The organism is Microbacterium flavum, assembly GCF_018717645.1.
Classification (GTDB): Bacteria; Actinomycetota; Actinomycetes; order Actinomycetales; family Microbacteriaceae; genus Microbacterium; species Microbacterium flavum.
Genome location: NZ_JAFLHG010000007.1, coordinates 124,491 through 151,289, shown reverse-complemented (window position 1 = coordinate 151,289; position 26,799 = coordinate 124,491). Strand labels below are relative to the sequence as shown.

22 protein-coding genes are annotated in these 26,799 nt (G+C 72.0%); 7 read left to right on the top strand and 15 right to left on the bottom strand.

The features are described 5' to 3' along the window. Nucleotides 1–11: 11 nt before the first annotated feature. Nucleotides 12–680, bottom strand: a complete 669-nt coding sequence (locus tag J0P97_RS09240; protein WP_215487493.1) for a hypothetical protein — start codon at nucleotides 678–680, stop codon at nucleotides 12–14. 146 nt (nucleotides 681–826) lie between these two features. Between J0P97_RS09240 and J0P97_RS09235 the strand changes: the two genes are divergently transcribed. Continuing rightward, on the top strand, nucleotides 827–1,267 hold the full coding sequence (locus J0P97_RS09235) for an Rv3235 family protein (protein ID WP_215487492.1): 441 nt from the start codon (nucleotides 827–829) through the stop codon (nucleotides 1,265–1,267). Nucleotides 1,268–1,297: 30 nt separating this feature from the next. On the opposite strand, the gene J0P97_RS09230 is transcribed toward J0P97_RS09235, so the two are convergent. Both J0P97_RS09230 and secA read right to left on the bottom strand, forming a co-directional pair. Then, nucleotides 1,298–2,521, bottom strand: coding sequence for a pyridoxal phosphate-dependent aminotransferase (locus J0P97_RS09230; RefSeq protein ID WP_215487491.1), 1,224 nt, complete (start codon nucleotides 2,519–2,521; stop codon nucleotides 1,298–1,300). A gap of 70 nt (nucleotides 2,522–2,591) precedes the next feature. After that, nucleotides 2,592–5,408 carry a preprotein translocase subunit SecA gene (gene secA, locus J0P97_RS09225; RefSeq protein WP_215487490.1) on the bottom strand — a complete coding sequence of 939 codons (2,817 nt, stop codon included), beginning with the start codon at nucleotides 5,406–5,408 and terminating at the stop codon, nucleotides 2,592–2,594. A 180-nt stretch (nucleotides 5,409–5,588) separates the two neighbouring features. Between secA and J0P97_RS09220 the strand changes: the two genes are divergently transcribed. From J0P97_RS09220 to J0P97_RS09205, 4 genes are all read left to right on the top strand, one after another. Beyond that, nucleotides 5,589–6,917, top strand: a complete 1,329-nt coding sequence (locus J0P97_RS09220; protein ID WP_215487489.1) for a coiled-coil domain-containing protein — start codon at nucleotides 5,589–5,591, stop codon at nucleotides 6,915–6,917. 192 nt (nucleotides 6,918–7,109) lie between these two features. Continuing rightward, nucleotides 7,110–8,036 (top strand): efflux RND transporter periplasmic adaptor subunit, encoded by a 927-nt coding sequence (locus J0P97_RS09215; protein WP_215487488.1) that lies wholly within the window; start codon nucleotides 7,110–7,112, stop codon nucleotides 8,034–8,036. Then, a complete protein-coding gene (locus tag J0P97_RS09210; RefSeq protein WP_215487487.1) occupies nucleotides 8,033–8,806 on the top strand; it encodes an ABC transporter ATP-binding protein in 774 nt (257 codons plus the stop codon). Before J0P97_RS09215 ends, J0P97_RS09210 begins: the two co-directional genes overlap by 4 nt. Continuing rightward, nucleotides 8,803–10,017, top strand: coding sequence for an ABC transporter permease (locus J0P97_RS09205; RefSeq protein WP_215487486.1), 1,215 nt, complete (start codon nucleotides 8,803–8,805; stop codon nucleotides 10,015–10,017). The genes J0P97_RS09210 and J0P97_RS09205 overlap by 4 nt, the downstream gene beginning before the upstream one ends. Nucleotides 10,018–10,159: 142 nt before the next feature. Here J0P97_RS09205 and hpf read toward each other — a convergent pair whose 3' ends face one another. The 5 genes from hpf to mtrA all read right to left on the bottom strand — a co-directional run bounded on the left by hpf (nucleotide 10,160) and on the right by mtrA (nucleotide 15,861). After that, the gene (hpf, locus tag J0P97_RS09200) at nucleotides 10,160–10,825 is read right to left on the bottom strand and encodes a ribosome hibernation-promoting factor, HPF/YfiA family (protein ID WP_215487485.1); all 666 of its coding nucleotides are present in this window, start codon (nucleotides 10,823–10,825) and stop codon (nucleotides 10,160–10,162) included. Nucleotides 10,826–10,892: 67 nt separating this feature from the next. After that, nucleotides 10,893–11,666: a ComF family protein gene (locus J0P97_RS15925; protein ID WP_282837050.1), complete on the bottom strand. Its 774-nt coding sequence runs from the start codon at nucleotides 11,664–11,666 to the stop codon at nucleotides 10,893–10,895. A 94-nt stretch (nucleotides 11,667–11,760) separates the two neighbouring features. Beyond that, nucleotides 11,761–13,494 carry an LpqB family beta-propeller domain-containing protein gene (locus J0P97_RS09190; RefSeq protein ID WP_246540166.1) on the bottom strand — a complete coding sequence of 578 codons (1,734 nt, stop codon included), beginning with the start codon at nucleotides 13,492–13,494 and terminating at the stop codon, nucleotides 11,761–11,763. 2 nt (nucleotides 13,495–13,496) lie between these two features. Next, on the bottom strand, nucleotides 13,497–15,170 hold the full coding sequence (gene mtrB, locus J0P97_RS09185; protein ID WP_215487484.1) for an MtrAB system histidine kinase MtrB: 1,674 nt from the start codon (nucleotides 15,168–15,170) through the stop codon (nucleotides 13,497–13,499). Between the two features lie 10 nt (nucleotides 15,171–15,180). Further along, entirely contained in the window at nucleotides 15,181–15,861 is a 681-nt protein-coding gene (mtrA, locus tag J0P97_RS09180; RefSeq protein WP_215487483.1) for an MtrAB system response regulator MtrA, read from the bottom strand. 201 nt (nucleotides 15,862–16,062) lie between these two features. On the opposite strand from mtrA, the gene aqpZ reads away from it, so the two are divergent. Continuing rightward, nucleotides 16,063–16,884 (top strand): aquaporin Z, encoded by an 822-nt coding sequence (aqpZ, locus tag J0P97_RS09175; RefSeq protein ID WP_372449694.1) that lies wholly within the window; start codon nucleotides 16,063–16,065, stop codon nucleotides 16,882–16,884. A 69-nt stretch (nucleotides 16,885–16,953) separates the two neighbouring features. On the opposite strand, the gene katG is transcribed toward aqpZ, so the two are convergent. The 3 genes from katG to J0P97_RS09160 form a co-directional block, all read right to left on the bottom strand. Continuing rightward, nucleotides 16,954–19,224, bottom strand: coding sequence for a catalase/peroxidase HPI (gene katG / locus J0P97_RS09170; RefSeq protein WP_215487481.1), 2,271 nt, complete (start codon nucleotides 19,222–19,224; stop codon nucleotides 16,954–16,956). Beyond that, on the bottom strand, nucleotides 19,221–19,700 hold the full coding sequence (locus J0P97_RS09165; protein WP_215487553.1) for a Fur family transcriptional regulator: 480 nt from the start codon (nucleotides 19,698–19,700) through the stop codon (nucleotides 19,221–19,223). The genes katG and J0P97_RS09165 overlap by 4 nt, the downstream gene beginning before the upstream one ends. 110 nt (nucleotides 19,701–19,810) lie before the next feature. Then, a complete protein-coding gene (locus J0P97_RS09160; RefSeq protein WP_215487480.1) occupies nucleotides 19,811–20,017 on the bottom strand; it encodes a DUF3499 family protein in 207 nt (68 codons plus the stop codon). 146 nt (nucleotides 20,018–20,163) lie between these two features. Here J0P97_RS09160 and J0P97_RS09155 point away from each other — a divergent pair, with 146 nt between their 5' ends. After that, entirely contained in the window at nucleotides 20,164–20,598 is a 435-nt protein-coding gene (locus J0P97_RS09155) for a metallopeptidase family protein (protein ID WP_215487479.1), read from the top strand. A 51-nt stretch (nucleotides 20,599–20,649) separates the two neighbouring features. Here J0P97_RS09155 and J0P97_RS09150 read toward each other — a convergent pair whose 3' ends face one another. The 4 genes from J0P97_RS09150 to manA all read right to left on the bottom strand — a co-directional run bounded on the left by J0P97_RS09150 (nucleotide 20,650) and on the right by manA (nucleotide 26,777). Beyond that, a complete protein-coding gene (locus J0P97_RS09150; RefSeq protein ID WP_215487478.1) occupies nucleotides 20,650–22,047 on the bottom strand; it encodes a DUF5719 family protein in 1,398 nt (465 codons plus the stop codon). Further along, nucleotides 22,044–24,986: a glycosyltransferase gene (locus J0P97_RS09145; RefSeq protein WP_215487477.1), complete on the bottom strand. Its 2,943-nt coding sequence runs from the start codon at nucleotides 24,984–24,986 to the stop codon at nucleotides 22,044–22,046. The genes J0P97_RS09150 and J0P97_RS09145 overlap by 4 nt, the downstream gene beginning before the upstream one ends. A 79-nt stretch (nucleotides 24,987–25,065) precedes the next feature. Further along, nucleotides 25,066–25,383 (bottom strand): WhiB family transcriptional regulator, encoded by a 318-nt coding sequence (locus tag J0P97_RS09140; RefSeq protein ID WP_215487476.1) that lies wholly within the window; start codon nucleotides 25,381–25,383, stop codon nucleotides 25,066–25,068. A 197-nt stretch (nucleotides 25,384–25,580) separates the two neighbouring features. After that, complete coding sequence (gene manA / locus J0P97_RS09135; protein WP_215487475.1) at nucleotides 25,581–26,777, bottom strand: mannose-6-phosphate isomerase, class I; 1,197 nt, start codon at nucleotides 26,775–26,777, stop codon at nucleotides 25,581–25,583. Nucleotides 26,778–26,799: the final 22 nt, after the last annotated feature.

The window sequence follows — 26,799 nt, the reverse complement described above, 5'->3', positions numbered from 1 at the left end:
CCGGCCGCGTCTCAGGCGAGGTCGGACGCGTCGGCGAGGCGGACGAGGATGAGGGCGCCGAAGGGGATCACGCGGTAGCCCGTGACGTTGCCCTGCCGCCGTGGCGCTCCCGGCTCGTGGAGGGCGAGATCCAGGTGATCGGCGCCGGCACGGTCGATCGTGCCGGACAGGGTCCGTCCGCCTGCAAGGTGCACGGTGACGGCGGACCGACGGCGGACGAGGTCGCGCAGGACGAACCCCAGGCCCATGCGCTGTCCGAGCGCCGACCCCGGATCGGCGTCGCGGACGCTGGAGAGGACGGCATCCGCCTCAGCCCCGATGCCCGCGAGAGCCGCCAGCGGGACGACGGATGCCTGACGCGACGGCCCGTCCGCCCCGCGCGCGCGTCGAGTCCCGCCCGTCCCGTTCGTCATCGCGGCCCCTGCGATGCCGCTTCTCGCATCGGAGAGCACCGCGCACCAGTCCGCGCCCACCCGGGCGACGTGGCCGACCAGCACGGTCCCGTCCACGAGATGCGCAGAGACCTCGTGGGGCGTGCGGCTCACTGCGACGAGCCGCTCGCGCAACGTCACCCGGGACAGGCGCAGGCGCTCGGCCTCCGTGTCCAGCGCGGCGCGCTCGGCCTCCCATTCGGAGTCGAGCTGGTCTTCCAGGTCCTCGAAGAAGCGATCCCACTGCACGGCGTGAGGCTATGACGGGAGCGAGCCCGTCGCGCGGACTATCCACAGGTGAGGACATTCTCATCCCACGCCCCGGGCGTGCGTGCTGTACTCGGTCCCGTCGGCGTCCCGCCGGCTCCGGCCCGGCCCGAACGAAGGAGGTCGCCATGGCTCCCCCACCCCCCGCCGCGGCGCGCCGCGGAACGCGCGCATCGTCGGCTCTGGAGGTCGCCGAGTACTTCGCGCCGCAGCGGACCCCCACCCTCGACCTCCCCGATCCCGAGCCGCTCCTGGCCAACCTGACGATCGGAGTGCTGGAGGTCCTCGCCGGAGTGCGGGAGGTCGACCAGCTCGCACGCTGGCTGGGCGAGGACGCCTACCGCGCCCTCCTCGCCCGCGCGAACCTCTCCGCCCGGGCACGCAGCGCGCGAGGGATGACGCCGGCCCGCCCGGCGTACCGCATCGTGTCGACCCGCAGCTCGTCCCCGGCGGACGGGATCGTCGAAGGGGTCGTGATCACCGCCGGCCCGATGCGCACGCGCGCGGTCGCGATCCGGCTCGAGGGCTGGGACGGTCGCTGGCGGGCCACCTCGCTCGCAGCTCTCTGATCGGAGCTTCGACCGCGGCGGCGGTCGCCGTCACTGACGGTAGGACGCCAGGAAGTTGCCGAGCCGCTCGATCGCCTCGCTGAGCACACGCGCTTCGGGGAGCGTGACGATCCGCAGGTGGTCGGGGGTCGGCCAGTTGAATCCGGTCCCCTGGACGAGCAGCACGTGCTCGGCCACGAGGAAGTCGTAGACGAGTTTGGCGTCGTCGTGGATGTCGTGGACCTCGGGGTCCAGACGGGGGAACGCGTAGAGGGCGCCCGCGGGCTTGTGGCACGAGACGCCGGGGATCGCCTCGAGCCCGCGCCACGCGGCATCCCGCTGCTCGTGCAGCCGACCGGAGGGACCGATCAGCGCGTCGATCGACTGCACTCCCGACAGCGCTGCCTGCACGGCGTGCTGGGCGGGGACATTCGGGCACAGCCGGGTCGAGGCCAGCAGCTGGATGCCCTGGAGGAAGCCCGCCGCGTGGGCCTTCGGGCCGGTGATCACCATCCAGCCGGAGCGGTAGCCCGCGACGCGGTAGGTCTTGGAGAGCCCGTTGAACGTGAGGCACAGGAGGTCGGGGGCGAGCGTCGCGAGCGGGATGTGCACCGCGTCGTCGAAGAGGATGCGGTCGTAGATCTCGTCCGAGAGGAGCAGCAGCTCGTGCTCGCGGGCGATCTCGACGATCCCCTGGAGCACTTCGCGCGAGTAGACGGCGCCCGTCGGATTGTTGGGGTTGATGACGACGATCGCCTTCGTGCGGTCGGTGATCTTCGCTCGGATGTCGTCCAGCTGCGGCTCCCACCCGCCCGTGTCGTCGCAGAGATAGTGGACGGGAGTGCCACCGGCCAGGCTCGTCATCGCCGTCCAGAGCGGGTAGTCCGGAGCCGGGATGAGGACCTCGTCGCCGGTGTCGAGCAGCGCCTGCATCGTCATCGTGATGAGCTCGGACACCCCGTTGCCGAGGTAGACGTCATCCGGGTCCACGTGCGGGAAGCCCGGCGTCTGCTCGTACCGGGACACCACGGCGCGGCGGGCGGACATGATCCCGCGGCTGTCGCTGTACCCGTGCGCGTGCGGCACGGCCTCGATCATGTCGCGGACGATCTGGTAGGGCGCCTCGAACCCGAAGATGGCGGGGTTGCCCGTGTTGAGCTTCAGGATGCGATGGCCGTCGGCCTCCAGCCGGTCGGCCTCGACCAGGGCGGCCCCACGGATCTCGTAGAGGACGTCCTTGAGCTTGGTCGACTGGTCGAGGATGCGCGGAGTCATCCGATCAGGATATCTCCGCGCCCTCCGAGCCAATCCCCACCAGGTGGCCCGGCCCCGGCGGGGGTGCGGGCTACTTCTTCTTGCCGGCGGCGCGGCGGTCGGCGCGGTTCTGCGGCGAGGATGCCTCGCCGTCCGTCCGCTGGCCGAACGCGCCTCGCGCCGGTGGGGCGGTGGGAGCGGAACCGGATGCCGCGGGCGCGCCCGCCCCGGCATCCGCCGCCTGGCGCAGCTTGTTCGTCGCCGCCTGCTGCACCTGGCCGCGGTCGTTGCGCACTTCGACGTCGCCGCCCTCGCCGGGCGCCGTGTACTGGAGCTTCTGCGTCTCCACCGGGGGCGCCTGCAGGCCCTTCGCGTCGACCTGACCGGCGACCTGGCCGTCGCCCTGCTGGCGCACCTCGACGTCGAGGTTGTAGAGGAAGCCGACCGACTCCTCCTTGATCTGCCCCATCATCGCCTGGAACATCTGGTAGCCCTCGCGCTGGTACTCGATCAGCGGATCACGCTGAGCCATGGCGCGCAGGCCGATGCCGTCCTTGAGGTAGTCCATCTCGTAGAGGTGGTCGCGCCAGCGACGGTCGAGCACCTGCAGCACGACGCGACGCTCGAGCTCGCGCATGGCCGGCGCCCCGAGCTTCTCCTCGCGCGCGGCATAGGCGATCTTCGCATCGGAGAGGATCTCGCGCTTGAGCACCGCGGGGGTGACACGCCCCTTGCTCCCGCTCTCTGCGACGACCTCGTCGATCGTGACGCTCACGGGGTAGAGGGTCTTCAGCTCGGTCCAGAGCGCATCGAAGTCCCAGCTCTCGGTGTGGCCGGAGCCGGTGTGGTCGTCGATGACAGCGCCGATGGCGTCCTCGATGAAGTGGTCGACCCGGCTGGAGAGGTCGTCGCCCTCGAGCATGTGCCGACGGTCGGCGTAGATCGCCTCGCGCTGGCGGTTCAGGACGTCGTCGTACTTGAGGACGTTCTTGCGGATCTCGGCGTTGCGCGACTCGACCTGGCTCTGCGCGCTCTTGATCGCACGCGAGACCATGGTCGACTCGATGGCGACGTCGTCGGGGAAGTTCGTCCGCGCCAGGATCGCCTCGGCGGCCCCGGACTGGAACAGTCGCATGAGGTCGTCGGTCAGCGACAGATAGAAGCGGCTCTCGCCGGGGTCGCCCTGACGGCCGGACCGGCCACGGAGCTGGTTGTCGATGCGACGCGACTCGTGCCGCTCGGTGCCGAGCACGTAGAGACCGCCCGCCTCCACGACCTTGGTCGCCTCCTGGGCGACGACGTCGCGCATGGCGGCGTAGGTCTCGGTCCAGGCGGCGTCGTACTCGTCCGGGGTCTCGACGGGGTCGAGCCCCTTCGCCTTGACCTCCTGCACCGCGAGGAACTCGGCATTGCCGCCGAGCATGATGTCCGTGCCTCGACCGGCCATGTTGGTGGCGACCGTGACGGCGCCCAGACGCCCCGCGCGCGCGACGATCTCCGCCTCGCGCGCGTGGTTCTTCGCATTGAGCACCTCGTGCTTGATGCCCTTCTTGGCGAGCAGGCGGGACAGGTACTCGCTCTTCTCGACCGAGACCGTGCCCACGAGGACGGGCTGGCCCTCCTCATGGCGACGGGCGATGTCCTCGACCACCTGGGCGAACTTCGCCTGCTCGTTCTTGTAGACGAGGTCGGACTGGTCCTTGCGGATCATCGGCTTGTTCGTCGGGATCGGCACGACGCCGAGCTTGTAGGTCGACATGAACTCCGCCGCCTCGGTCTCGGCGGTACCGGTCATGCCGGCGAGCTTGTCGTACAGGCGGAAGTAGTTCTGCAGCGTGACGGTGGCGAGGGTCTGGTTCTCCGCCTTGACCGGGACCGCCTCCTTGGCCTCGATGGCCTGGTGGATGCCTTCGTTGTAGCGGCGGCCGACGAGGATGCGACCGGTGTGCTCGTCGACGATCATGACCTCGTCGTTCATCACGACGTAGTCGGTGTCGCGCTTGAAGAGCGCGAGCGCCTTAATCGAGTTGTTGAGGAACGAGATGAGCGGGGTGTTCGCCGACTCGTACAGGTTGTCGATGCCGAGGTAGTCCTCGACCTTCTCGATGCCGGGCTCGAGGACGCCGATCGTGCGCTTCTTCTCGTCGACCTCGTAATCGACGCCCGCCTCGAGGGTCTTGGCGATCTTCGCGAACTCGACGAACCACCGGTTCGCCTCGCCGGAGGAGGGACCGGAGATGATCAGCGGCGTGCGGGCCTCGTCGATGAGGATGGAGTCAACCTCGTCGACGATGGCGAAGTAGTGGCCCCGCTGGACGAGATCCTGCTTCTGCCAGGCCATGTTGTCGCGGAGGTAGTCGAAGCCGAACTCGTTGTTCGTGCCGTAGGTGATGTCGGCGCTGTACTGCTCGCGGCGCACCTCGGGGGTCTGGCCGGCGATGATGGTGCCCGTCGTCATCCCGAGGGCGCGGTAGACGCGGCCCATGAGCTCGGACTGGTACGACGCGAGGAAGTCGTTGACCGTGATGACGTGGACGCCCTGCGCGGCGATCGCGTTGAGGTAGACGGCGAAGGTCGCCGTCAGGGTCTTGCCCTCACCGGTCTTCATCTCGGCGATGTTCCCGAGGTGCAGGGCGGCGCCGCCCATGATCTGCACGTCGTACGGACGCTGGCCGAGGGTGCGCTTGGCTGCCTCGCGGACGGCGGCGAACGCCTCCGGCATGAGCTTGTCGAGCGACTCCCCCGCCTCGTGGCGTGCGCGCAGTTCGGCGGTCTCGCCGCGCAGCTCCTCATCGGTGAGCTGCGCGTAGTCCTCTTCGAGCGCATTCACCGCCTTCACGACCTGCTGGAGCCTGCGGAGGATGCGTCCCTCGCCGGCACGGAGCAGTTTCTCGAGAGGGTTGGCCACGGAGGATCTCCATCTGTCGGATGCAGGCGACGCCACGGCCGCCCGGCGCCGCGCGCGGGAGGCACAGCACAACCGCCCATGTTACCTGCCTGTGACCTCGTATCGTCTGTGACCTTGAATCGCCTGTGCACCCGTCCGCGCGCCCGCCGCCTCCGCTCGGGCGCCGCATAGGATCGACGCATGGCCGGTTTCTGGGGCGTACGGAAGAAGGAACGCGAGCAGCTCGCCGCACAGGATGCGGAGCTCGGACGCCGCGCCGATGCCGCCCTGGTCTCCGCCGACGAGCGGCTGCGCACGACGACCGACGAGCTCGCCTTCGCCGAGATCGAGCTCGGCGCTGACGCGACGCGCGAGCTGCGGGACGCTCTCACCGCGGTCCGCACGCACCTGCGCGAGGCGTTCCAGCTCAACCAGCTCAACCACGACGAGATCCCCGACACTCCGGAGGAGGCCCGCACCCGCAACGCGCGCATCATCCAGCTGTGCGACTGGGCGCAGGACCTCCTCGACGACCGGCTGCAGGCCCTCGCCGGGCCCGTCGAGCGGGCGCGCCGAGCACCCGAGATCATCGAGGGCATCCGCGCGCAGGTGGACCGCGATCGCGAGCGGATCCCGCGCATCGAGTCCGCGGTCGCCCGCCTGTCCGAGCGTTACGCCCGGGACGCCATGAACAAGGTCGCGGGCAATCCCCGCGAGGCGGCCCAGCTGCTCGACTTCGCCGTGCACGGCGCGGAGATCTCCACGGCCCGGCGCGAGAGCGGCCAGCGCGAGCAGGCGAACCTGGCGCTCGAGACGGCGATCGAGGCCGGCCGCCGTGCGACGATGCTCCTCGACGCCGTGGACGCCTTCGAGGTCGAGGCGCTGCGCGCGGAGTCGACGCGCGATGCCATCGTCGACGATTCCCGCGAGGACATCGCCGCCGCGCGCGACCTGCGCACGGTTCCCGCCGTCGCCGAGGCGATGACCGTCCTCGAAGAGGCAGTGAACTCCCTCACCCCCGCCGGCGCCAAGCCCGACCCGTTCACAGAGCTCACCCGGCTGCGCGCCGCCAACGGGGCGCTGGATGCCGCCGTGGCGAAGGCGCGCGAACGGGCGGCGCGGCCCGTGCCGCCCGAGGCGCACGTGCGCCATGCGATCGACGACGCAGACCGCCAGCTCGGGGTCGCGCGCAGCGTCATCTCCGGCCATCGCGGCTGGATAGGCGCCGACGCCCGCACGCGGCTCGCCGAGGCGGAGCGCCTGCGGGTGGACCTCGGCGCCCTCGCCGCGACACCGATCCCCGAGGACGACCGCGAGCAGGCCCTCGCCGACGCGCGGCGCTGCGGCCAGCTGGCCGCCGAGGCGTTGCAGCTCGCGCAGCGCGACATCGACTCGTCCCGTCCGAACGACGGCGGCTGGGGCGGGCCCGGGCAGGGCGGCGGCGGACGCCGCGGCGGCGGAGGCGACCTCGCCAGCGGCATCCTCGGAGGGCTCGTCATCGGCTCGATCCTCGACGGCATCTTCGACTGAGATCGCGAACCGCGCCGACCCCGAATCGGAGATCGGGAACGGAATCGGATGCCTCGGCGCGCCCTATCCGACCCCGTTCGCTTCTTCCGATTCCGCTGGCGAGCGCAGCCCACGATCATCCTCGGGGATGACGTCTCGAGCCGGGGGCATCCCCTAGGTTCGACTCAGACGCCCCACCCCCGAGGAGAACCGATGCTCGTCTGGCGCCGCTGGATCTTCCCCCTGCTGCTTCTCATCGTGTGCGCCGCCGTCGCGGCCGCGCTCGTGAAGCTCGCCTTCTTCCCCGACCGAACGGATGCCGCGACGCTCGTCCCGGGTGGTGGCGTGACCACGCCGGTCGTGGCGGTGGAACGCGGGAGCATCACCTCCGCGCTCACCGTGGACGGCACGATCGCGCGTGACGACGCGATCACCGTACGCGCCCAGGTCGAGGGCACGATCACCGAGGTCGCCGTGGGCGCCGGGCAGAGCGTCGCCGCTGGACAGATCCTCTTCACGGTGAAGCAGGTGGAGACGAACCGACGGATCGACGTCACCGCGCCCGAGGCGGGGGATCTCACCTCGTTCGAACTCGTCGCGGGCCAGTCCGTCTCCCTCGGCGCGGAGGTCGCGAAGCTCACGCCTGCGCGCTTCCACGTCGTCGGGAAGGTCGATCCCGTGCAGCTCTACCGCCTGGTCGGGGCTCCCACCGAAGCGCAGGTGACGATCCAGGGCGGGCCTGCACCCTTCACCTGCACGGGCCTGCGCGTGCAGGTCGCCGAGGACGGCACGACGAGCATGATCTGCGCCGTCCCGGGCGATCAGCAGGTGTTCGCGGGGCTCAAGGCCAGCCTCGCCGTCCAGGTCGGCACCGCCACCGACGTCCTCGTCGTGCCGACGACCGCCGTCACGGGGGGCGCGGGGACGGGCACGGTCTGGGTCGACGCGGACGGTGCGACCGAAGAGCGCAGCGTGCAGCTCGGACTCACCGACGGGACCTCCGTCGAGATCACCGGGGGCCTCGAGGAAGGTGAGACCGTGCGCCAGTTCGTGCCCGGCACGACCGAGGGCACCGAACCGGTCTGCTACGAGGACGGCGCGGGCGGAACCTACTGCGAATCGCCCGGGATGAGCTGGTGAGCCTCGTCGAGCTGCACGGCGTCACGAAGCACGTCCGCCTCCCCGACGACACGCGCCTGGACATCCTGCGCGGTGTCGACCTCGAGGTCGGCAGCGGCGACCACGTCGCGATCGTCGGGCGCAGCGGATCGGGCAAATCCACGCTCCTGAACATCCTCGGGATGCTGGACCTCCCCTCCAGCGGCTCGGTCGCCTTCCGGGGGCACCCGATCGTGCAGGAGTCCGGGCGGCGCATGCGCCGCGGTACCCTCGACCGCCTGCGCGGGCGGGAGGTGGGCTTCGTCTTCCAGCAGTTCAACCTCCTGCCCGGGCGCTCGGCGACCGACAACGTCGCGATGCCGCTCGGCTACGCCACCGGGCGCCAGTTCTGGCGGCGCCGACGCCTCGCCGAGGAGATGCTCGACCGGGTCGGACTGAGCCACCGCCTCGAGTCGCCGCCCGAGCAGCTCTCCGGCGGCGAGCAGCAGCGCGTCGCGATCGCCCGGGCGCTCGTTCGGCGCCCCGCGCTGATCCTCGCCGATGAGCCGACCGGCGCGCTCGATGTCGATACGGGTGAGGCGGTGATGAGCCTCCTCGACGAGGTCGCGTCGGAGACGGAGGCCGCGCTCGTCACGATCACCCACGACCTCCATGTCGCCGCGCGGGCGCGTCGCCATTATCGGCTGGAGGCGGGCGTGCTCACCGAGGTGGACCTCGACGCGGCATCCCGCGCGACCGCGCTGGGCGCCGTCACCGCTGCCGCGCACGCACGGGCGGAGGCGCCGGAGTGAGCGGCTTCGTCGGCGCGCTCAGCGAGGCGTGGGCGGAGCTGCGTCACCATAAGCTGCGGGTGCTGCTGAGCCTCATCGGCATCGCGGTCTCGGTCGCCGCGATCGCCGCCGTCCTCGCTCTGGGCGACTACATGCGTCAGAGCCAGGTCGAGCAGTCGGACCGGTACGGCGGTCGTGAGGCGACGATCGCGGTGTCCGCGGTCCGGACGGACGGCGCCCCCTTGGACTGGTCGGCGATGGATGCCGCGGTGACGGCCGCCGCGGCGCGGTTCGACCTCGCGCACGTGACCCGACGAGCGGACCTCACCTCGACGGCGGACATCCAGACCGCCGACTACGTGCGGCCGGTCATGGTGCGCCTCGGCGACCCGGACTACGCCCTCATTCACCGGACGGCGCTGTTCGCCGGGCGCTGGTTCGAGCCCGGCGACGCTGCGTGGCTCGCTCCGCCGATCGTGCTGTCCCAGCCGCTGTGGCAGGCGCTCGGCGCCCCCTCCCTCGGGGGTCATCCCACGGTCGAGCTCCTCGGCCCGCTCGCGGGGACGTACCGGATCGTCGGGGTCACACCGGCGCAGTGGCAGGGCGACACCGAGAAGGCGATCACGCTCCTCCCCGACACCTATCTCGACCGCACCGAGGGCCTCGCCCCCGGTGACTCGCTGAACTGGGAGCTGTGGGTCGGACCCGACCGGGTGGATGCCATCGGTCCAGAGCTCGCCGCGCAGCTGCGCGCGGCCGCCGGCGCCGACGTCCAGGTGAGCGTCGCACGCTCCGACTGGGCGACCCGCCCGGAGACACAGCAGAGCGCACAGATCTTCGAGCTCACCACGGGGCTGATCGCGGGACTCGTGCTCCTGCTCGGCGGTCTCGGCCTCGTGAACATCCAGCTCGTCGCGATGCGCCAGCGCATCCGCGAGATCGGGGTGCGGCGCAGTTTCGGCGCGACGAGTGCGCGGATCTTCACCACGGTCCTGTTCGAGAACGTCGTCGCCACAGCGGTCGCCGGCATCGCCGGCATCGCTCTGGCGATCATCGTGCTGCGGATCCTCTTCTCTCTCGATGTGCTGCCGACCCTGCAGGATGTCCCCCCGTTCCCGTTGCGGGCAGCGCTGATCGCCCTCGCGGCGGCCGTCGGCATCGGGGCGGTCGCGGGGTTCCTGCCCGCCCTCGCCGCTGTCCGCGCGAAGGTGATCGACGCTCTGCGCATCTGAGGCCTCCGCGCCGAGCCCGATTCCGTTCAGCTCCTCCGACGTCGCCGGCGGCACGGGCGGCCGCGGACGACATGGCCCCGCGACGAGGGGCCGGATGCCTCGGCATCCGGCCCCTCTGCGTTGACGCTCGCGCGGCCGCAGGTCAGGAGGCGAGCTCCTCCTGCGCGGGCGGCGCGCTCGCGGTCAGTGAGATGACGCCGTAATCCCAGCCCTTACGGCGGTAGACGACGCTCGGGTGGTCGGAGCGCGCGTCGATGAAGAGGAAGAAGTCGTGACCGACGAGCTCCATCCGGTCGACGGCCTCTTCGACCGTCATCCATTCGGCGTCGAAGTTCTTGGTGCGGATGACGACCGGGGTGTACTCGTCTTCGGCCTCCCCTTCGCCGATGACGGGCACCTCGCCGGTCGCGACCGCGCGCAGGATGTCGACCGAGGCCGGCTGCAGGTCGATCCCCGAGAGCGAGCCGCTGCCCTTGTCGAGCTTCGCTCCCCGCGGGTGGTTGCGGGCGTCGACGCGCTTGTCCTTCGCGCGCCGGAGCTGCTCGGCGAGCTTGTCGACCGCGAGATCGAGGGCGACGAACTTGTCGCCGTCGGTTGCCTCCGCGCGGACGATCGGCCCCTTGCCCGTCACAGTGAGCTCGACGGTCTCGTCCTCGCGACTGCCGTTGTGGTACGCGCGATGGGTGACCTTGACATCGAGACGCTGCGCACGGGGCGCGATGTTCTCGATGCGGACGGACTTCTCTTCGGCAACGGTGCGGAACCTGTCCGACACGCTCACACCCACGCCGACGATGCTGGTTTCCATCCTTGACCTCCTTGTTCCGGTTCTCCCGGTCAAGGGAGAACCTGGGTTCGCCTTGGTCCCTCCCACGCTATCGGGGTGCCGGGGAGATGTCACCTCCGAGTTCCCGTGACAATGCCCGCTCCGGCATCCTCCGGCGTCGGGGCGTGGATGCCACCGCCGCTGCGCCGACGACGACGGCTCCGGCCGCGGTGAGCGCCCGCGCGGCCTCGCGGAGGGTCGCGCCGGTGGTGACGACGTCGTCGAGCAGGATCACCCGCACGCCCTCCGCACCGCGGGAACCGCGGACGCGCATGCTGCCGGCGACGTTGCGCGCCCGGTCATCCCGGCCGAGGCGGCGCTGGTCACCCGCGGCCGTGCTGACGACGAGCAGGCGCCGCACCGGGAGCCCGGCGCGACGCGCGATCAGCTCCACCACCCGGAATCCCCGTCGTCGCATCGCGGCCGGCGATGTGGGGACGGGGACGAGGACCACCGGCCCTGCCGTGGCCGCGGCGAGCGATGCCGCGACGGCGCACTCCAGCGCGGGGGCGAGGGCGCGGAGGAGGCCGGTGCGCCCCTCCTCCTTGGCCGCGCGGACGACGCGCGCGGCCACCCCCTCGAAGACGAGTCCGGCGTGCACCGGCACCTCCCCCGCGACCCGCGCGATCGGCGTGGGGATCAGCGCGGGCCGGCACTGGTCGCACAGGGCGGTGTCGGGCGCGTCGCATCCCGCGCACCAGACGGGGAAGACGACCGAGAGCGCCTCCGCCCCCGCCCGCCGTACGGCGCCGCTCCACCCTCCCGGGTGTGCGCGGCCGCGCACTGCGTGGACGGCCGCGGGCCCTGTGCTGCTCTCGTTCACGCCCCCATCGTGAACGAGAGCTGCGCTCCGCGGGCGCGCCCGACTGCATCTGAGGACAGCGCCGCCGGAGAAGCCCGTGTGAGCGCGGCGACGATCAGCCGGGCGACCCCTGCTGCACCGCGAGGACGACGATTCCGGATGCGAACTGCTGCCAGTTCGAGCCGCGCGGCGCGTAGAGCTCCCCCGCGCCGTCGCGGACGCGCACGCCCCCGGACTGCGTGCCGCCGGCGATCGCCGTCACCCCCGGCACGACGCGCTGGGAGGACGAGAAGCCGCCGACCTCCTGCGTCACCAGATAGGGGTCGCCCTGCACCGTGGTCGCGAAGGCGAGCGAGGTGGAACCGGTCCACGTGAGCGCGGTCACGCCGGCGCCGAGCACGGCGAGGACCCGCTTCTCGCCGAGACCGGTCGGAGCTCCCGAGCGGTCGCGGACGATCCCGGACACCCAGAGCGCGAAGCGATCGCCGTCGCGGACGACGGCCGCAAGACGGGTGCCGTCTCGCGAGACGCGCTGCGCAAGGACCTGCGATGCGCCCGCCCAGCCGCCCGCGATGGCGATCTGCGCGCCGTCCGGGCCGTACGCGTACACTCCGCCGGGCGTGGACTGCGGGACGGACCACACGTAGCCGGAGGCATCGACGGACGGCGGAAGGAGGCCCGGCCGCTCGTCGACGCGGTCCGCCCCTTCGGCATCGACCCGCAGGACGGCACCGGAGGAGTCCCGGACGGCGGCCAGCGAGCGGTCGGCGTCGACCTCGATGTCGGTCGCCGACACCTGGAGGAGGGCCTGCGAGAGCCCGGGGATCTCCTCCACCGTCCCCCCGGAGAGGAACCCGAAGTCGTCCGCCGTGCGGACCAGCGGGTTCGTGTCCACGCGCGTCTGGCGTACCGTCAGCGCCTCGGCGGGAAGGACCTGCTCGTTCACGAGCATGTCCACCTGGTCGATCCGCGCCTGGGCGAGGGATGCCTCGAGCTGCGTCTGCATTCGGTCGAGCACCGTGCGGTCGAGACTGCGGGCACCGTCCTGCAGCGACACGGCCGCCACGCCCAGCTTCTGCGGCACGGACAGGGTCGCCAGCCGCGCGACGTCGGTGAACGCTGTGGCGACAGCGCCCAGGAGCCACGGGCTCGGCCCCCCGTTGACGAGTTCGGCGGCGATCCGGGTCGCCGCGTACTGACGCGGGAACCAGCGCTCGTCGGGGACGAGGTAGGTCCACGTCGGGTCGAAGAACTGCAGCGAGTACGACCCGAAGACCGTCTTGAAGCGGTTCTGGTCGAGGATGATGCCCTGAGGCGCCTGGGTGATCCGCCACTGCCCGTCCGCCTGCTGGGCGAGGGCGAACGACATGTCGAGCTGGGAGGAGTCGCCCGTCGCCGACATCTCTCCGGTGCTGTCGACGAACGCGGTGGGCGTGACCGTCAGCACGAACTGGTCCGGCGTGATCTCGGCCAGGCGGCGCTCGCCCGGGTCGTAGACCGTGACCACCGCGCGGGGATCCCATTCCTCGGAGAACGCCGGGGCGAGGTAGAGATGCGCGATCGCCCAGTTGTCCCGCGGACCGGAGCCCGCCGCGATGAAGCCCTCCACGATCTGCTGCGGCGTGGCATCCTTCGCCGGGGCGTCCGGCAGGAAGACGAGGTCGCCGCCCGCCTCGTCCTCGGCGATGGGCTGTCCGGCGTTGACCGGGCCGGAGGTCGGAAGGCCCGCGCACGCGCTCAGCACGAGCGCCAGGACGAGCGCCACCGCCGCGGCGGCCGCGCGCGCCCCGCGCCCGGCCGTGCGCCCCTCCGGCATGTCGCGGCACGCCGTGCTGCGTCGGTCCGTCATCGTCACGATCTCCCTCCCCCCGCACTCGGCGGTACGGTGATCGGCTGCGTCAGCCCGAGGTCCTCCAGGGGTGCGCCGTCGTCCCCCGGATCGAGCGGGATCGGGGATGCCGCGCCGAGCGGCTGCCCTCGCCGCGGGAGGGTCAGCACGAAGTTCGTGCCGCGGCCCGGCTCGGACCACACCCCGAGCGTGCCGCCGTGCAGACGCGCGTCGCCGAGGGCGATCGACAGGCCGAGCCCCGTGCCGCCGATCGTCCGCTTCCGCGACGGGTCGGCACGCCAGAAGCGATCGAACACCCGCGCGCTGTCGCCGGCGCTCATGCCGAGCCCGAAGTCGCGGACGCTCAGTGCGACGGCGTTCTGATCGCTGTCCACCGAGACGACGATGGGGCGCCCCTCGCCATGCTCGATCGCGTTGCCGAGCAGGTTCCGCACGATCCGGCGCACGCGTCGCGGGTCCATGTCGACCGGGGAATATCCCCCGGGCGCGACGAGACGCACATCGGTGCCGTGCTGATCGGCGAGCTGCTGCATCGAGCCGATGACATCCTCCGCGAGGTGCGCGAGGCTCGTCGGCTCGTTCTCCAGCTGCACCGACCCGGCGTCGTAGCGACTGATCTCCAGCAGGTCGGTGAGAAGCACCTCGAACCGCTCGACCTGCGCGTGCAGGAGCTCGGCGGCGCGCGCCGTCGTGGGATCGAATCCCTCGCGCTGATCGTTGATCATGTCGCTCGCCAGGCGGATCGTGGTCAGCGGCGTCCGCAGCTCGTGGGAGACGTCGGAGACGAACCGCTGCTGGACGAGCGAGAGCTCCGCGAGCTCCTTGATCTGCGCCTCGATCGAGTCGGCCATGGCGTTGAACGAGCGGCCGAGGGTCGCGAACTCGTCGTCGCCGCGCACGGGGAGCCGCACGCCGAGGTCACCCGCCGCGAGGGTGGCGCTCGTCTCGGCGGCCTGCGCGATCGGCACGGTGATCGTCCGGAGCACGAACCACGAGATCGCCCCGATGATGAGGATCAGCGCGGCGCCCACGAGCCACAGCGTGATCTGGACGAACCGGAGCGTCTGCGCCTCCGAGGCCAGATCGAAGGCGAAGTAGAACTCGTACGCACCCGCCTCGGGGAGCACCAGCTGCTGCCCGACCAGCACACCCGGCGTGTCGCCGTCGCCCGTCGGGAGCGCGATGGACTGCCACCAGCGCTGGTCGGCGTCGCGCTGGACCATGCTGCGCATGCCCGCCGTGATCATGTCCGCTTCCAGGCCGCCCTGGTTGAAATCCTGCGGGGCGATCGCCGACGGGTCGTTCGCGACGCGGTAGGCGGCGATCATGTCGGTCCCCGACTGACGGGTGAGCGAGGTGATCGTCGCCGACATGAGGGCCTCGAGGGCGGCCGAGTCCCCGTCCACCTGCGCGGCACCCAACGTGTCCTGCGCCGTCGTCGTCGCCCGGCCCACGGCCGCCTGCACCTGACTCACCCGCGATTCGAAGAGATCGTTCTGGATGGCGAGGGCCATCGTGACGAACCCGCCGATGATCGCGAACGCCGTCAGGCCCAGGGTGAGAACGAGCGTCCGGAAGCGGAGGGAGCTGCGCCACAGCCCCGTCACCCGGCTCGGCCAGGTACGCCAGTCGCGCCAACCCGCGAAGACGGGCAGGGCCCGGGCGCGCGCGGCCACGGGACGAGCCTCAGACGACCGCGCCGGCGCGGTAGCCCACACCGCGGACGGTCATGACGATCTTGGGGTTGTCCGGGTCGATCTCGACCTTCGCGCGCAACCGCTGCACGTGGACGTTGACGAGCCGCGTGTCGGCCTTGTAGTGGTAGCCCCACACCTGCTCGAGGAGCATCTCGCGGGAGAACACCTGCTGAGGTTTGGATGCCAGCGCCACGAGCAGCTCGAACTCGAGGGGCGTCAACGCGATCGCGCCGTCGCCGCGACGCACCTCGTGCGCGGCGACGTCCACGACGACATCGCCCACCCGCAGGGTCTCGCTGTCGGTCGAGGTCCCCGGCCGCAGGCGCGTGCGGATCCGCGCGACGAGCTCCTTCGGATTGAACGGCTTCATGATGTAGTCGTCGGCGCCCGACTCGAGGCCCCTCACCACATCGGCGGTGTCGGTGCGGGCGGTGAGCATGATGATGGGGACGCCCGACTCCGCGCGGATGCGGGTGCAGATCTCGATCCCGTCCATTCCCGGGAGCATGAGGTCGAGGAGCACGAGGTCGGGCCGCTCCGCGCGCCACGCATCGACGGCGACGGCGCCGTCGGCGCAGAACACCGGCTCGAAGCCCTCGGTGCGCAGAACGATGCCGATCATCTCCGCGAGTGCGGTGTCATCGTCGACGACCAGGATGCGAGAAGTCATAGGGGCGGATCAGTCCTTCGGGTCGGCCGTGTGCCGGCGGCGCGGCGGGACGCGCAGAAATACAGTATCGGACGCACCTGAGGGCGTGCCCTGGATCGCTCGCCGGAAATGTACGGACACAAACGGGCGTCGCTCACGCACGAGCCGCCCGGCGGGGTGCACAATCGCGACCACAGGAAGTTCTCGCGAAAGGAAAAGTCAGTGAGCACCGACGACCCCCGTCCCGACCGCCCCATCGATCCGACCGAACTCGCCCACACCCCCACAGCTCCGCACCTGACCGATGCGCCCGCCACCTCGACGAAGCTGGTCGCCGAAGGCGCGGGAACCTTCCTGCTCGTCTTCGGCGGCGTCGGCACCGCGCTGTTCGCCGCCAACAACGGCCTCGCCGAGAACGGGTTCCCCGTCGGTGTCGGCTATGTCGGTGTCGCCCTCGCGTTCGGTCTCACCGTCGTCGCGGGAGCCTACGCCTGGGGGCCGATCTCGGGAGGGCATTTCAACCCCGCGATCACCCTCGGCCTCGCCGCGGCCGGACGATTCCCGTGGCGGGATTCGCTCGGCTACATCATCGCTCAGCTCGTCGGCGGCGTCGCCGCGACGAGCGTCATCGTCCTCGTCGGCCTCTCCGGACCGGACGGCTGGCTCGCGAAGGCGCAGGACGGCGGCTTCGCCAGCAACGGATTCGGCGATCGCTCACCGGGCGGTTTCGGACTGGGCGCCGCGATCACGGTCGAGATCGTCCTGACCGCGGTCTTCGTCCTCGTCATCCTCGGCGTCACGCACGCGACGCGCGGCAACCCGGCGCTCGCGGGCCTCGCGATCGGCCTCACCCTGACGCTCATCCACCTCATCTCGATCCCGGTCGACAACACGTCGGTGAACCCGGCACGTTCGCTCGCCGCCGCGATCTATGGCGGGCCGGGGGCGCTCGGTCAGCTGTGGGCGTTCCTGCTGTTCCCGATCGTCGGCGCTCTGATCGCCGGCTTCGCACACCGGGCACTGTTCGAACGCTCCACCGCCTGAGGTCGCGCGCGACCTTTCATGACACCGCCGTTCGGCGACCGGGATTCCTCCCGGTCGCCGAACGTCTTCTCAGCGGTGCAGGTCGAACCGGTCGAGCTCGGTGAGCTTGCCCCACGCGGCGACGAAGTCGCGGACGAACTTCTCCGCGGCGTCATCCGAGGCGTAGACCTCGGCGAGCGCGCGCAGCTCGGAGTTCGAGCCGAACAGAAGGTCGACACGCGTCCCCACGCCGACCTTCTCGCCGGAGCCGTCCTTCACGCCCGCGAAGGCGTGCGAGCCCGGGTCGAGAGGCGTCCACGTGGTGCCGAGGTCCAGCAGGTTCACGAAGTAGTCGTTCGTGAGGATGCCGGGCCGGTCGGTGAACACCCCGTAGGACGAGCCGTCCCAGTTCGCGCCGAGGACGCGCAGCCCGCCGACGAGGACGGTCATCTCCGGCGCGGTGAGCGTCAGGAGGTTCGCCTTGTCGATGAGGTGATACTCCGCGGGCATCGGGGCCAGCGGTCCCTGGTAATTGCGGAAGCCGTCGGCCGCAGGCTCGAGGAAGCCGAACGACAGCTCGTCGGTCTGCTCCTGCGAGGCATCCGTGCGACCGGCGTGGAACGGCACCTCGACCTCGACGCCGGCATCCGCTGCGGCTTTCTCGACGGCCGCGTTGCCCGCGATGACGATGAGGTCGGCGAGCGAGACGGGCGAGCCCGCCGCGGCGAGATCCGCCTGGATGCCGCCGAGGACGCCCAGCACGCGGTGCAGCTGCGCCGGGTTGTTGACCTCCCAGTCCTTCTGCGGAGCGAGGCGGATGCGGGCGCCGTTGACGCCGCCGCGCTTGTCGCTGCCCCGGAAGGTGGACGCCGCGGCCCACGTCGTCCCGACGAGCTCGGCGACCGTGAGGCCCGAGTCGAGGACGCGCTTCTTGGCCTCGGCGACGCCGGCCGCATCGATCAGATCGCCGGAGGGTGCCGGAACCGGGTCCTGCCACAGGAGCACCTCCTCGGGCACCTCGGAGCCGAGGTAGCGGGCGACGGGTCCCATGTCGCGGTGGGTCAGCTTGAACCACGCACGGGCGAAGGCGTCCGCGAAAGCCTCGGGGTCGTCCTTGAACTTCCGCGAGATCTTGTCGTAGGCGGGGTCGACCCGCAGCGCGAGGTCGCTCGTGAGCATGCGCGGCTCGCGGCGACCGTTCGAGTGAGCGAGCGGCACCATGTCCGCGCCGGCGCCGTTCTTCGGGCGCCACTGGTGCGCTCCCGCGGGGCTCGAGAACAGCTCCCACTCGTACGCGTAGAGGATGTGGAAGAACTCGTTGTCCCACCGGGTCGGGTGGTAGGTCCACGTGACCTCGAGGCCGGAGGTGATCTGGTCGTCGCCCTTGCCCGTGCCGTTGTTGTTCTTCCAGCCGAGCCCCTGCATCTCCAGGCCCGCGGCCTCGGGGTTGTCCTCGAGGTTCGAGTCGGGAGCCGCGCCGTGCGTCTTGCCGAAGGTGTGACCGCCGGCGATGAGGGCGACGGTCTCCTCGTCGTCCATCGCCATGCGACCGAAGGTCTCGCGGATGTCGCGCGCCGACAGCAGCGGGTCGGGGTTGGCGTTCGGGCCCTCGGGGTTGACGTAGATGAGCCCCATCTGCACCGCTGCGAGAGGCTTCTCCAGGTCGCGCTCGCCGGAGTAGCGCTCGTCGCCGAGCCACGTGGTCTCCGGGCCCCAGTACACGTCGTCGTCGGGCTCCCAGACATCCGCCCGTCCACCGGCGTAGCCGAAGGTCTCGAATCCCATCGACTCCAGTGCGACGTTGCCCGCGAGGATCATGAGGTCGGCCCACGAGATCGACTGACCGTACTTCTTCTTGATCGGCCACAGCAGACGGCGGGCCTTGTCGAGACCGACGTTGTCGGGCCAGCTGTTCAGCGGGGCGAAGCGCTGCATGCCCGCGCCGCCGCCGCCGCGGCCGTCGGTCACGCGGTAGGTCCCCGCGGAGTGCCAGGCCATGCGGATCATGAGCGGGCCGTAGTTGCCGAAGTCCGCCGGCCACCACTCCTGGCTCGTGGTGAGCGCCTCGGCGATGTCCTTCTTGACCGCGGCGAGGTCCAGCGCCTCGAAGGCGGCGGCGTAGTCGAAGCCGGGGAGGGGGTTTCGCGCCTCAGGGTTCTTCGCGAGGATCTTCAGGTTCAGCTGGTTCGGCCACCAGACGCGGTTGGCCGAGCCGGAGGTGGGGTGCGGCTGCGCGTGGATGACGGGGCAGGTCGCCGCCTCCTCGGCGTAGGCCTCCTCCGTGTCGGTGACGGTGACGGACTGATCGATGTCGGTCACGTCCTCGCCGATGCCGGCGGCGGACGGGTCGTTCTCGGTCATGTGGTTCCTTCCTCGGGGATGCGGGTCTCGGGTGTGACGGACTCGGGGGTGATGGTCTCGGAGGTGATGTCTGCGGCGGCCTGCGCCGCGGCGGCGCACGCGGGGCAGATACCCCAGTAGGTGACCTCGGCGACGGCGAGGGTGTAGCCGTGCTGCTCGGACGGCAGGAGGCAGGGCGCGTGCCCCACGGCGCATTCGACGTCCTCGACGGCGCCGCACGAGGTGCAGATCAGGTGGTGATGGTTGTCGCCCGTGCGCAGCTCGAACCGCATCGGCTGTCCGGCCGGCTCGATCCGCCGCGCGATCCCCGCGTCGGCGAAATCGCCCAGCGCGTTGTACACCGATTGGATGCTGAGGCGCGGCATCCCCTCGGCGGCCGCGGCGAGCACATCGTCGGCGCTGGCGTGCGGGCGGCTCTGCAGGGCCGCGAACACGGCGCTGCGCGACTCGGTGACGCGGAGCCCGGCGGCGCGCATCGTCTCTGCCGCGGAGGCGGAGGAAGATGGCGCGGGCGTGGACACGACATCCAGCTTACCGCGCTGTTTTGATCAGTTCAAAACAAGTCGCGGGGCGCGTCCGATCAGCGTCAGACGCGCAGGGTCTCGTGCCGGACGACCATCCAGCCCTTGGGAACGGAGAGGCGGTCGGTGTGCGCGCGGCACAGATCGTGCGCGTGCGGATCGCCGGACGCACCGAGCGGGCCGAGGGCCGCCATCTGGTCGCCGTAATCGTAGGTGAGGGTCGTCACCGCTTCGCGGGCACAGCCCACCTTCGAGCACAGTCTCGTACGCATCCCCACCACGGTACGCGCGACGTCGCCGGGCGCCCCGGACGCCGCGCCGCCGCGTTCCGAAAGCAGGCTCGATCCGCCCGCACGCGGGTCCCCGGACCCTGCCGCATCGATCGCCCCTGCTTTCGGCACCGGCCTAGACTGAGGGGATGATCCGGCGGCGCCCCCAGAGCACACCCCGTCGGCGTCCTTCGCGACACGGTCGACACGGTCGCGAGGACCGCAGCCCTGTCGTCCGCCCGCCGCTTCTCCCCCTCGAGACGCGGGAGGAGCGCTTCGACTTCGCCGTGGGATCGGCCGCGGAGTTCCTGCGCGGCGCCTGGCCGGAGCTGCGCGATGTGCGCTTCGAGGTGGGGTCGATGCCTCCGGCATCCGACGACGACGGCATCCCCCGGTGGAGCATCCACCAGGACGAGAAGCGCATCGTGCTGTACCGGCTGCCGATCGAGCGGCTCGCGCATCTGCATCGCGAGGACGACCTGCACCGCCGCATCGCGATCGAGGGCACCGTCTTCCGCGCCGCGGCCGAGTACCTCGACCGCGACCCGTGGGACCTCGGCCCCGACCGGTACCGCGACTACTGAATCGCGACCGCGCATCGGCCGCCGCATGTGCGCGGCGCAGTGTGGCCCGCGTCAGCGCGGGTAGACCTCGATGGCCGCGGCGGCGGCATCCCCGGCCGGTACCGGATATCCCGCGAGCGCGCCCGCTCCGGCGAAGACGACCGACGCAGAGACTCCGGCCTCGCCCGGCACGATCCGGTACGCGCCGCCGCCCTCGACGGGAAGGCGGGCCACGGCGCCTGCGGCCAGGGTGACCTCCCGCGCCGCACCGCCCGACAGGCTTTCGACCGTCACGGTCTGCGGTGCCGCGCCGCCGACGAGCGAGAGCTGGGCCGAGGGCCCCTCGGCGACCGCGACGAGCGTCGGGGCGCGGAGGATCTCCGCGGGGGTGAACCACCCGAAATCGCTGCCGGCACCGAAACCGGTGGTCGACCACACGCCGCCGGTCACCGGTGTCGTCGCGGACACCGAGACCGAGTACGTGCCGACGGCGAGCCCGCCGAGGTCGAAGGTGAGGGGCACACCAGCACTCAACGGCAGCGTCTGCGAGGACACGACCGCGCCGTCGGGCCCGCCCACGGTGACCGTGGCCTCACCCGCGGCCCCGGGGGCGAGCAGGTGCAGGATGGTGGGGGTGTTGCTCGCACCCGGGTCCGACGCGGCGACGGCGACGGCGACGCCCGGGATGACGAGGTCGGTGGAGGGCGCTCCGAGCGCCGCGATCTGATCGACCCCGCCGGGGTTCAGCACGCGCGTGATCGTCGTCTGCAGGGAGGCGCGCACGGGTGCCTGGGCCGATGTCACCCGCACGACCGGGCCCTCTTCGCCGCGCGCGAGGGAGGCGAGCGGGATGATGCGCTGCGTCCCGGCCGGCACCACGATGTCCTTGCCGGCCGCCGGGGCCTGCTCGCCCGACGCGCCGTAGACGGCGAGGGTGACGAGGGCAGCGACCTCCCCCGGGTTGGCGAGGATGACGACATCCCCCGCCCCGGTGGCGGCCGAGCCGCCCACGAGCCACGACTCCATCATGGGCCGCGTGCACGCCTCCGCGGCGAATCCGCTGAGGTCGGATGCCGCGGCCCGCGCCGCTCCCGCCGCAGCGAGGTCTGTGGGATCCACCCCGGAGGGCGGGGCCGCGAGGAGGGCGGGGCCGGTTCCGCCGGCGACGTCGGCGGGGACGAGGAGGCTCTGGACGGGGTCGACGTCACCGCCTGCGGCGGCGGTGATCCTCTGCGCCGTGTCATCGGTCAGAAGCGATGCCTGCGTGGCATCGCGTCCGGCGGCGATGAGCGGGCCGCTGCAGACCGCGACCGACGGCGCCGCCGGGGGCTGAGCCGCGATGCGGATCGGTTCCTGCAGGTGGCCGGGCAGGTCGATGAGGGTCGCGCCGACGGCGGCGACCACGACGACCGCCGCGAGCACGGCGCCGCCCGCGAGCTGAGCCGTGCGCTTCGGGGAGAGCCGCGTCATCGGGAGCCCGCTTCCTCGTCGGCGTCTGTGTCGTCGGCGGCCACACCCTCGGCGGCCGCGCCCGCATCGCGCGGTTCTGCGTCGCCGGCGGCAGCGGGCTGCTCGGCGGACGTCGGCTGCTCGGCGGGCGTGCCCGCCCCGACCCATCGGGCCGGGCGACGCCGCGGGAGTCCCACGACGCGGGCCCGGCGGCGCGACTCCTCCAGAGAACGTCGTGTGGGGAGGGCGAGCAGGAGCGCCGCGAGGATCACGCCGGCCTGCAGGAGCGCGATGCGCCACGCGCTGGACGCGTCGACGGCGGGGCGGGGCACCACGCCGTCGATGATGCGCCAGAGCGTGCCCTTCGCCGTCTCCCCGACGACCTCGAGATCCGATCTCTGATCGAGGGCGGTGCCGGCGACGAGCCGGACGGCGCGCGCCGCATCCGAATCGGCACCCGGGGCGAGGACGACGAAGGCGACACCGTGCGCCGCGAGGTCGGAGATGACGGGGCCCTCCGGATCCGACACCAGCTGCGCGGCGATGACGGATGCGCGCTCATCGCCCTCGTCCGCGCCGGTCCGCGCGGACCGGAGGGTGCTCTGGCCGCCGAGCGAGGCGGTCTCGCCCCACACGACGTCGGCGATGACCGCGCCGTCCTCCGTCGGGGTGAGGACGAAGGTCGCGGTCGACGTTCCACCTCGGCCCTCCGCCTCGACGTAGGCGGGCAGGGTGCTCGTCGTACCCTCCGTGATCGTCGCGTCTCCGCGGAGCGTGGCCGTGAGGGCGGGAACGGCGCTGACGGCGAGCGCCGCCATCGCCAGGACGGCCAGCGACCCGCGGATCCGTGCTCCCGCGACCTGCGCTCCGGGAAGGGCATCGAGGGCGAGGGCCGCCGCGCCGAGCGTCGCGATCCAGAAGAGACTGAGGGCGGCGCCGGGGAAGAGCGTGATGACCTGCGGACCGTCGGACGCGACGGCGACGCCGATCGCCGTGAGCGCCGTGACCAGGCCGAGGAGGCCGGTGAGGCCGAGGACCGCGGCGGGGATCGTCCGCCCGAGCACGAGCCCGGCGACGGCGAGGAGGAGGACGGGGGCGACCAGCAGCGGCGTCCACGCGGCGATCGCGGCGGGGAGGATGCTTCCCCACCCGTCGCTCGCGGGGAATCCGAGCGCGAGGAGCATGCGCCGCGCGCCGTCCGCGCCGGCGGGGTCGGCGAGAGGCACGCCGGGGTCGGCCAGGAGCGACCACGGCTCCCCGGCGCTGAGCCGCGCCCACACGAGGGGCGCGAAGACGACGATGCTCGGGACGACCAGCCAGATCACGCGGGTGAGGCCGCGCCCGCGGAGGACGGTCGCGACGAGGAGGACGCCCACGATCCAGACCCCGGCGAAAGCCGGAGCGAGGGAGGGTGCGCACGCGAGGACTGCCGCCGCCAGGATGGATGCGACGCCCGCCGCGCTCCAGGAACGGTGGGCGACGGAGGCCGCCCACACCAGCCACGGCAGCAGCAGATGGGCGATCACGACGGTGGGGCGTCCGGCGGTGAGGGCTCCGAGCAGGCTCGGCGCGAGCGCCCAGCCGACCGCGACGACGGCGCGGACGATCGCGCGCTCGCTGAAGCGGGTGGCGGCGAACCAGCCGCCGAGGGCAGCGAGCGGGAGCGCGAGCACCCACAGCACGACCATCGCGCGTGCGGGCGCCACGGGCGCGAGCGTCCCCAGCAGCGCGATGACGGCGCCGAACGGATCCGCGGGCCCCACCGTCTGCCAGCCGAGGGGTCGGGCGCCGGAGGCGGCATCGGCCCAGAGCCCTGCGACGGTGGCGCGCAGCGGCGCGAGCGCGCCACCGCTGAGGACCGGCCATGCGAGCAGGGAGACGAACGAGACGACCGACGCGACGAGGGCGGCGAGGACGATCCACGCGCCTCCGCCGCTGAAGAAGTGCAGCTCGGTGCGCCCGGTGCCCGCCGGAAGGTCGTCGTCGAGGCGATGACGCAGCTGCGCGGCGGTGACCCGCAGCGGAGCGATCTGCGCCCAGGACGCGGCCCGACCGCGGCGGATTCCGCGCCGCGTGCGCGCCACCGCGGCGGGCCGGACCATCGCAGTGACGGCCGCTCCCCACTCCGGGAGGATGCTTCCGGGGCGCTTGCCGAGCAGCGCGGCGAGGGAGCGCACGATCGCGAGTGGCAGGAGCGTGAGCCAGTGCAAGGGCACGGCGGCGGTGGGCGCGTACGCGAGCCGGCGGTGCAGCTGCGCCGTGCGGGCGGCATACGCCGCGCGCATCGGGCCCACCGGTCTCGCGGAGACGGCGACGACGGCGCGCGGGGCGAGCACGATGCGTCCGCCGTGCAGGCGGGCGCGCACGCCCAGGTCGAGGCCCTCGTCGGCACCGGCGAGAGCGCGGTCCGCTCCGCCGAGGGCCGTCCACGCATCGCTGCGCACGAGGATGCCGCGGATGTCGGACCCGAGCACGTCCTCCGCCCCGTCGTACTGGCCCTGATCGTGCTCGCCGTCGGCAAGGCCGACCGTGCGGCCGAGGGCGGTCATCGAGACGCCGAGGGAGACGATCCGATCGTGCTCGTCGGAGCGCACGAGCTTCGGAGCCGCGAACGCCACCGACGGGGCGGCCTCGAGCGCCCCGGCCAGGCGGGCGAGCGCGTGGCGGCCGGGAACCGTGTCATGGGTGAGGACCCAGACGGCGTCGCCGTCGAGTCGGTGCGAGCCGAGGGCCAGCGCGTCGGCGAGGCTCGTGCCGCGGTCCGCGCCGATGACCGCCTCGGCGTGCGAGGCCCGCGCGGCATCCTGCACGGCGGCATCGCTGTCGCAGAGGATGATCGTCAGCGCGTCGACAGGGCGCGATTGAGCGCGGAGCGCGGTGAGCGTCCGTTGCAGGCGGATGTCTGCGGCCTCGCGCCCATCGGGACGCACGACCAGCAGGGCATGGACTCGGGCGGGCATGACCTGGTCAGCCTAAGTCGGGCGACGTCAGCCAGCCCGCCGCCACGCCCACGATGAGCAACCCGGGGCCGACCAGTCGTCAGGCGCGGCGCTTGACCTTCCGACGCTCGCGCTCGCTGAGCCCACCCCAGATGCCGAAGCGCTCATCGTTCTTCAGCGCGTACTCGAGGCATTGGTCGCGCACATCGCACGAGGTGCAGATGCGCTTGGCATCGCGCGTGGAGCCGCCCTTCTCCGGGAAGAAGGCCTCCGGATCGGTCTGGGCGCAGAGCGCATCCGCCTGCCAGCCGAGCGCGGTGTCCGCGTCGGCTTCCGCCGGCCGACGGACACCGGGGACACCCAGGTTCACCGGATCGACGAACCAGTTCTCGGGAACCCCGGAACGGTAACCCGTCATATCGTTCTCCCCACTGATTCCCGTCACGCCGGACCGCGTGTTGAATAATTACACCGCTGTCATTCGCCGGGGTCAAGTCGCAGATCGTAAACCCTCAAGCCGTGATCGAACCTTCATGCCGCGATCACCGGCGTGTCGCCGCGAATCCGGAGGCCTCGCGGGCGCCCGGGAACGGGTCCGACCGGGAGCCCGGAGGGTCAGACGCGGCCCGGCTGCGCGAGGAAGGCCTCGCCTCGGCCCGCGATGTCGACACCCCGCGCGCCGCCGCCCACGTACACCGCCGCACCCGGCACCAAGTCCACCGCGGGCGCGTCCTGGCCGCGCTCCGTCACCCGCAGCGCTCCGCGCGTCGCCAGGATGATCGCCGGTCCGCGGAGATCCGCCGAGGCGGTGCGCCCCTCGATCTCCACCCGTGTCAGAGCGAAGTCCGGCACGCCGACGTCGTAGAGGACCCCCTGATCGCCGGTCTGCACCAGTTCGACGAGCGGCGCCGGGCCCGGCGTGGCATCCAGCACCCGCAGCAGCTCGGGGACGTCGACGTGCTTCGGCGTGAGCCCTCCGCGGAGCACGTTGTCGCTCGCGGCCATCAGCTCGACACCGAGGCCCGACTGGTACGCATGCAGAACGCCCGCCGGCGCGAAGAGCGCCTGACCGCGCCGGAGGACGACGAGATTCATGAGGAGCGCGACGTAGAGTCCCCGGTCGCCGGGGAAGTCGGATGCCGCAGCCAGCAGCACGTCGATCGTGTCCGCATCCGCGTCATCCGTGGCCGAGGCCTGCGCGGCGGCGAGCGCGTCGGCGAGCGCGGCCACATCGGCGGGCGACGCTTCGGACAGGGCCCAGGCGAGCGCCGCGCGCAGCCCGCGCTCCTCCTCCGTGTCGGAGAGGAGCTCGTCGAGCCGGGCGAGGGCGCCACCGGCCGCGGCATTCGCGGCGCCACCCGCACCCGCCAGACGCGCGATCAGGCGCCGGGTCCCGGCGACGGGTCGCAGGCCCACGAGGGCGCGGAACTCGTCGCTCAACGCGACGATGATCTCCGGCTTGTGGTTGTCATCGCGGTAGAGGCGATCGTCCGCATCGCGCGGGATGCCCGCGGCCTCCTCGCGCGCGAAGCCCGCCTCCGCCTCGGCCTTGGTGGGGTGCGCCTGGATCGAGAGCGACGACCCCGCGGCCAGGAGCTTCAGCAGGAAGGGCAGCGGCGGCTCCCCGGCCTCGGCGAGCGCGACATCCAGGGTCTGCGCGCCGTCGCCGACGCGGGAGGGGCTCCCCGGGTGGGCCCCGTACCAGATCTCCGCCTCGGGCTCGCCGGTCGGCTCACGCCCTTCGAGGGCCGGGATGAGGGTCGGCGACCCCCACGAATACGCGCGCGGAACGTTCGAGATCGGCAACAGCATGCCCTCAGCCTAGGGCGGCCGC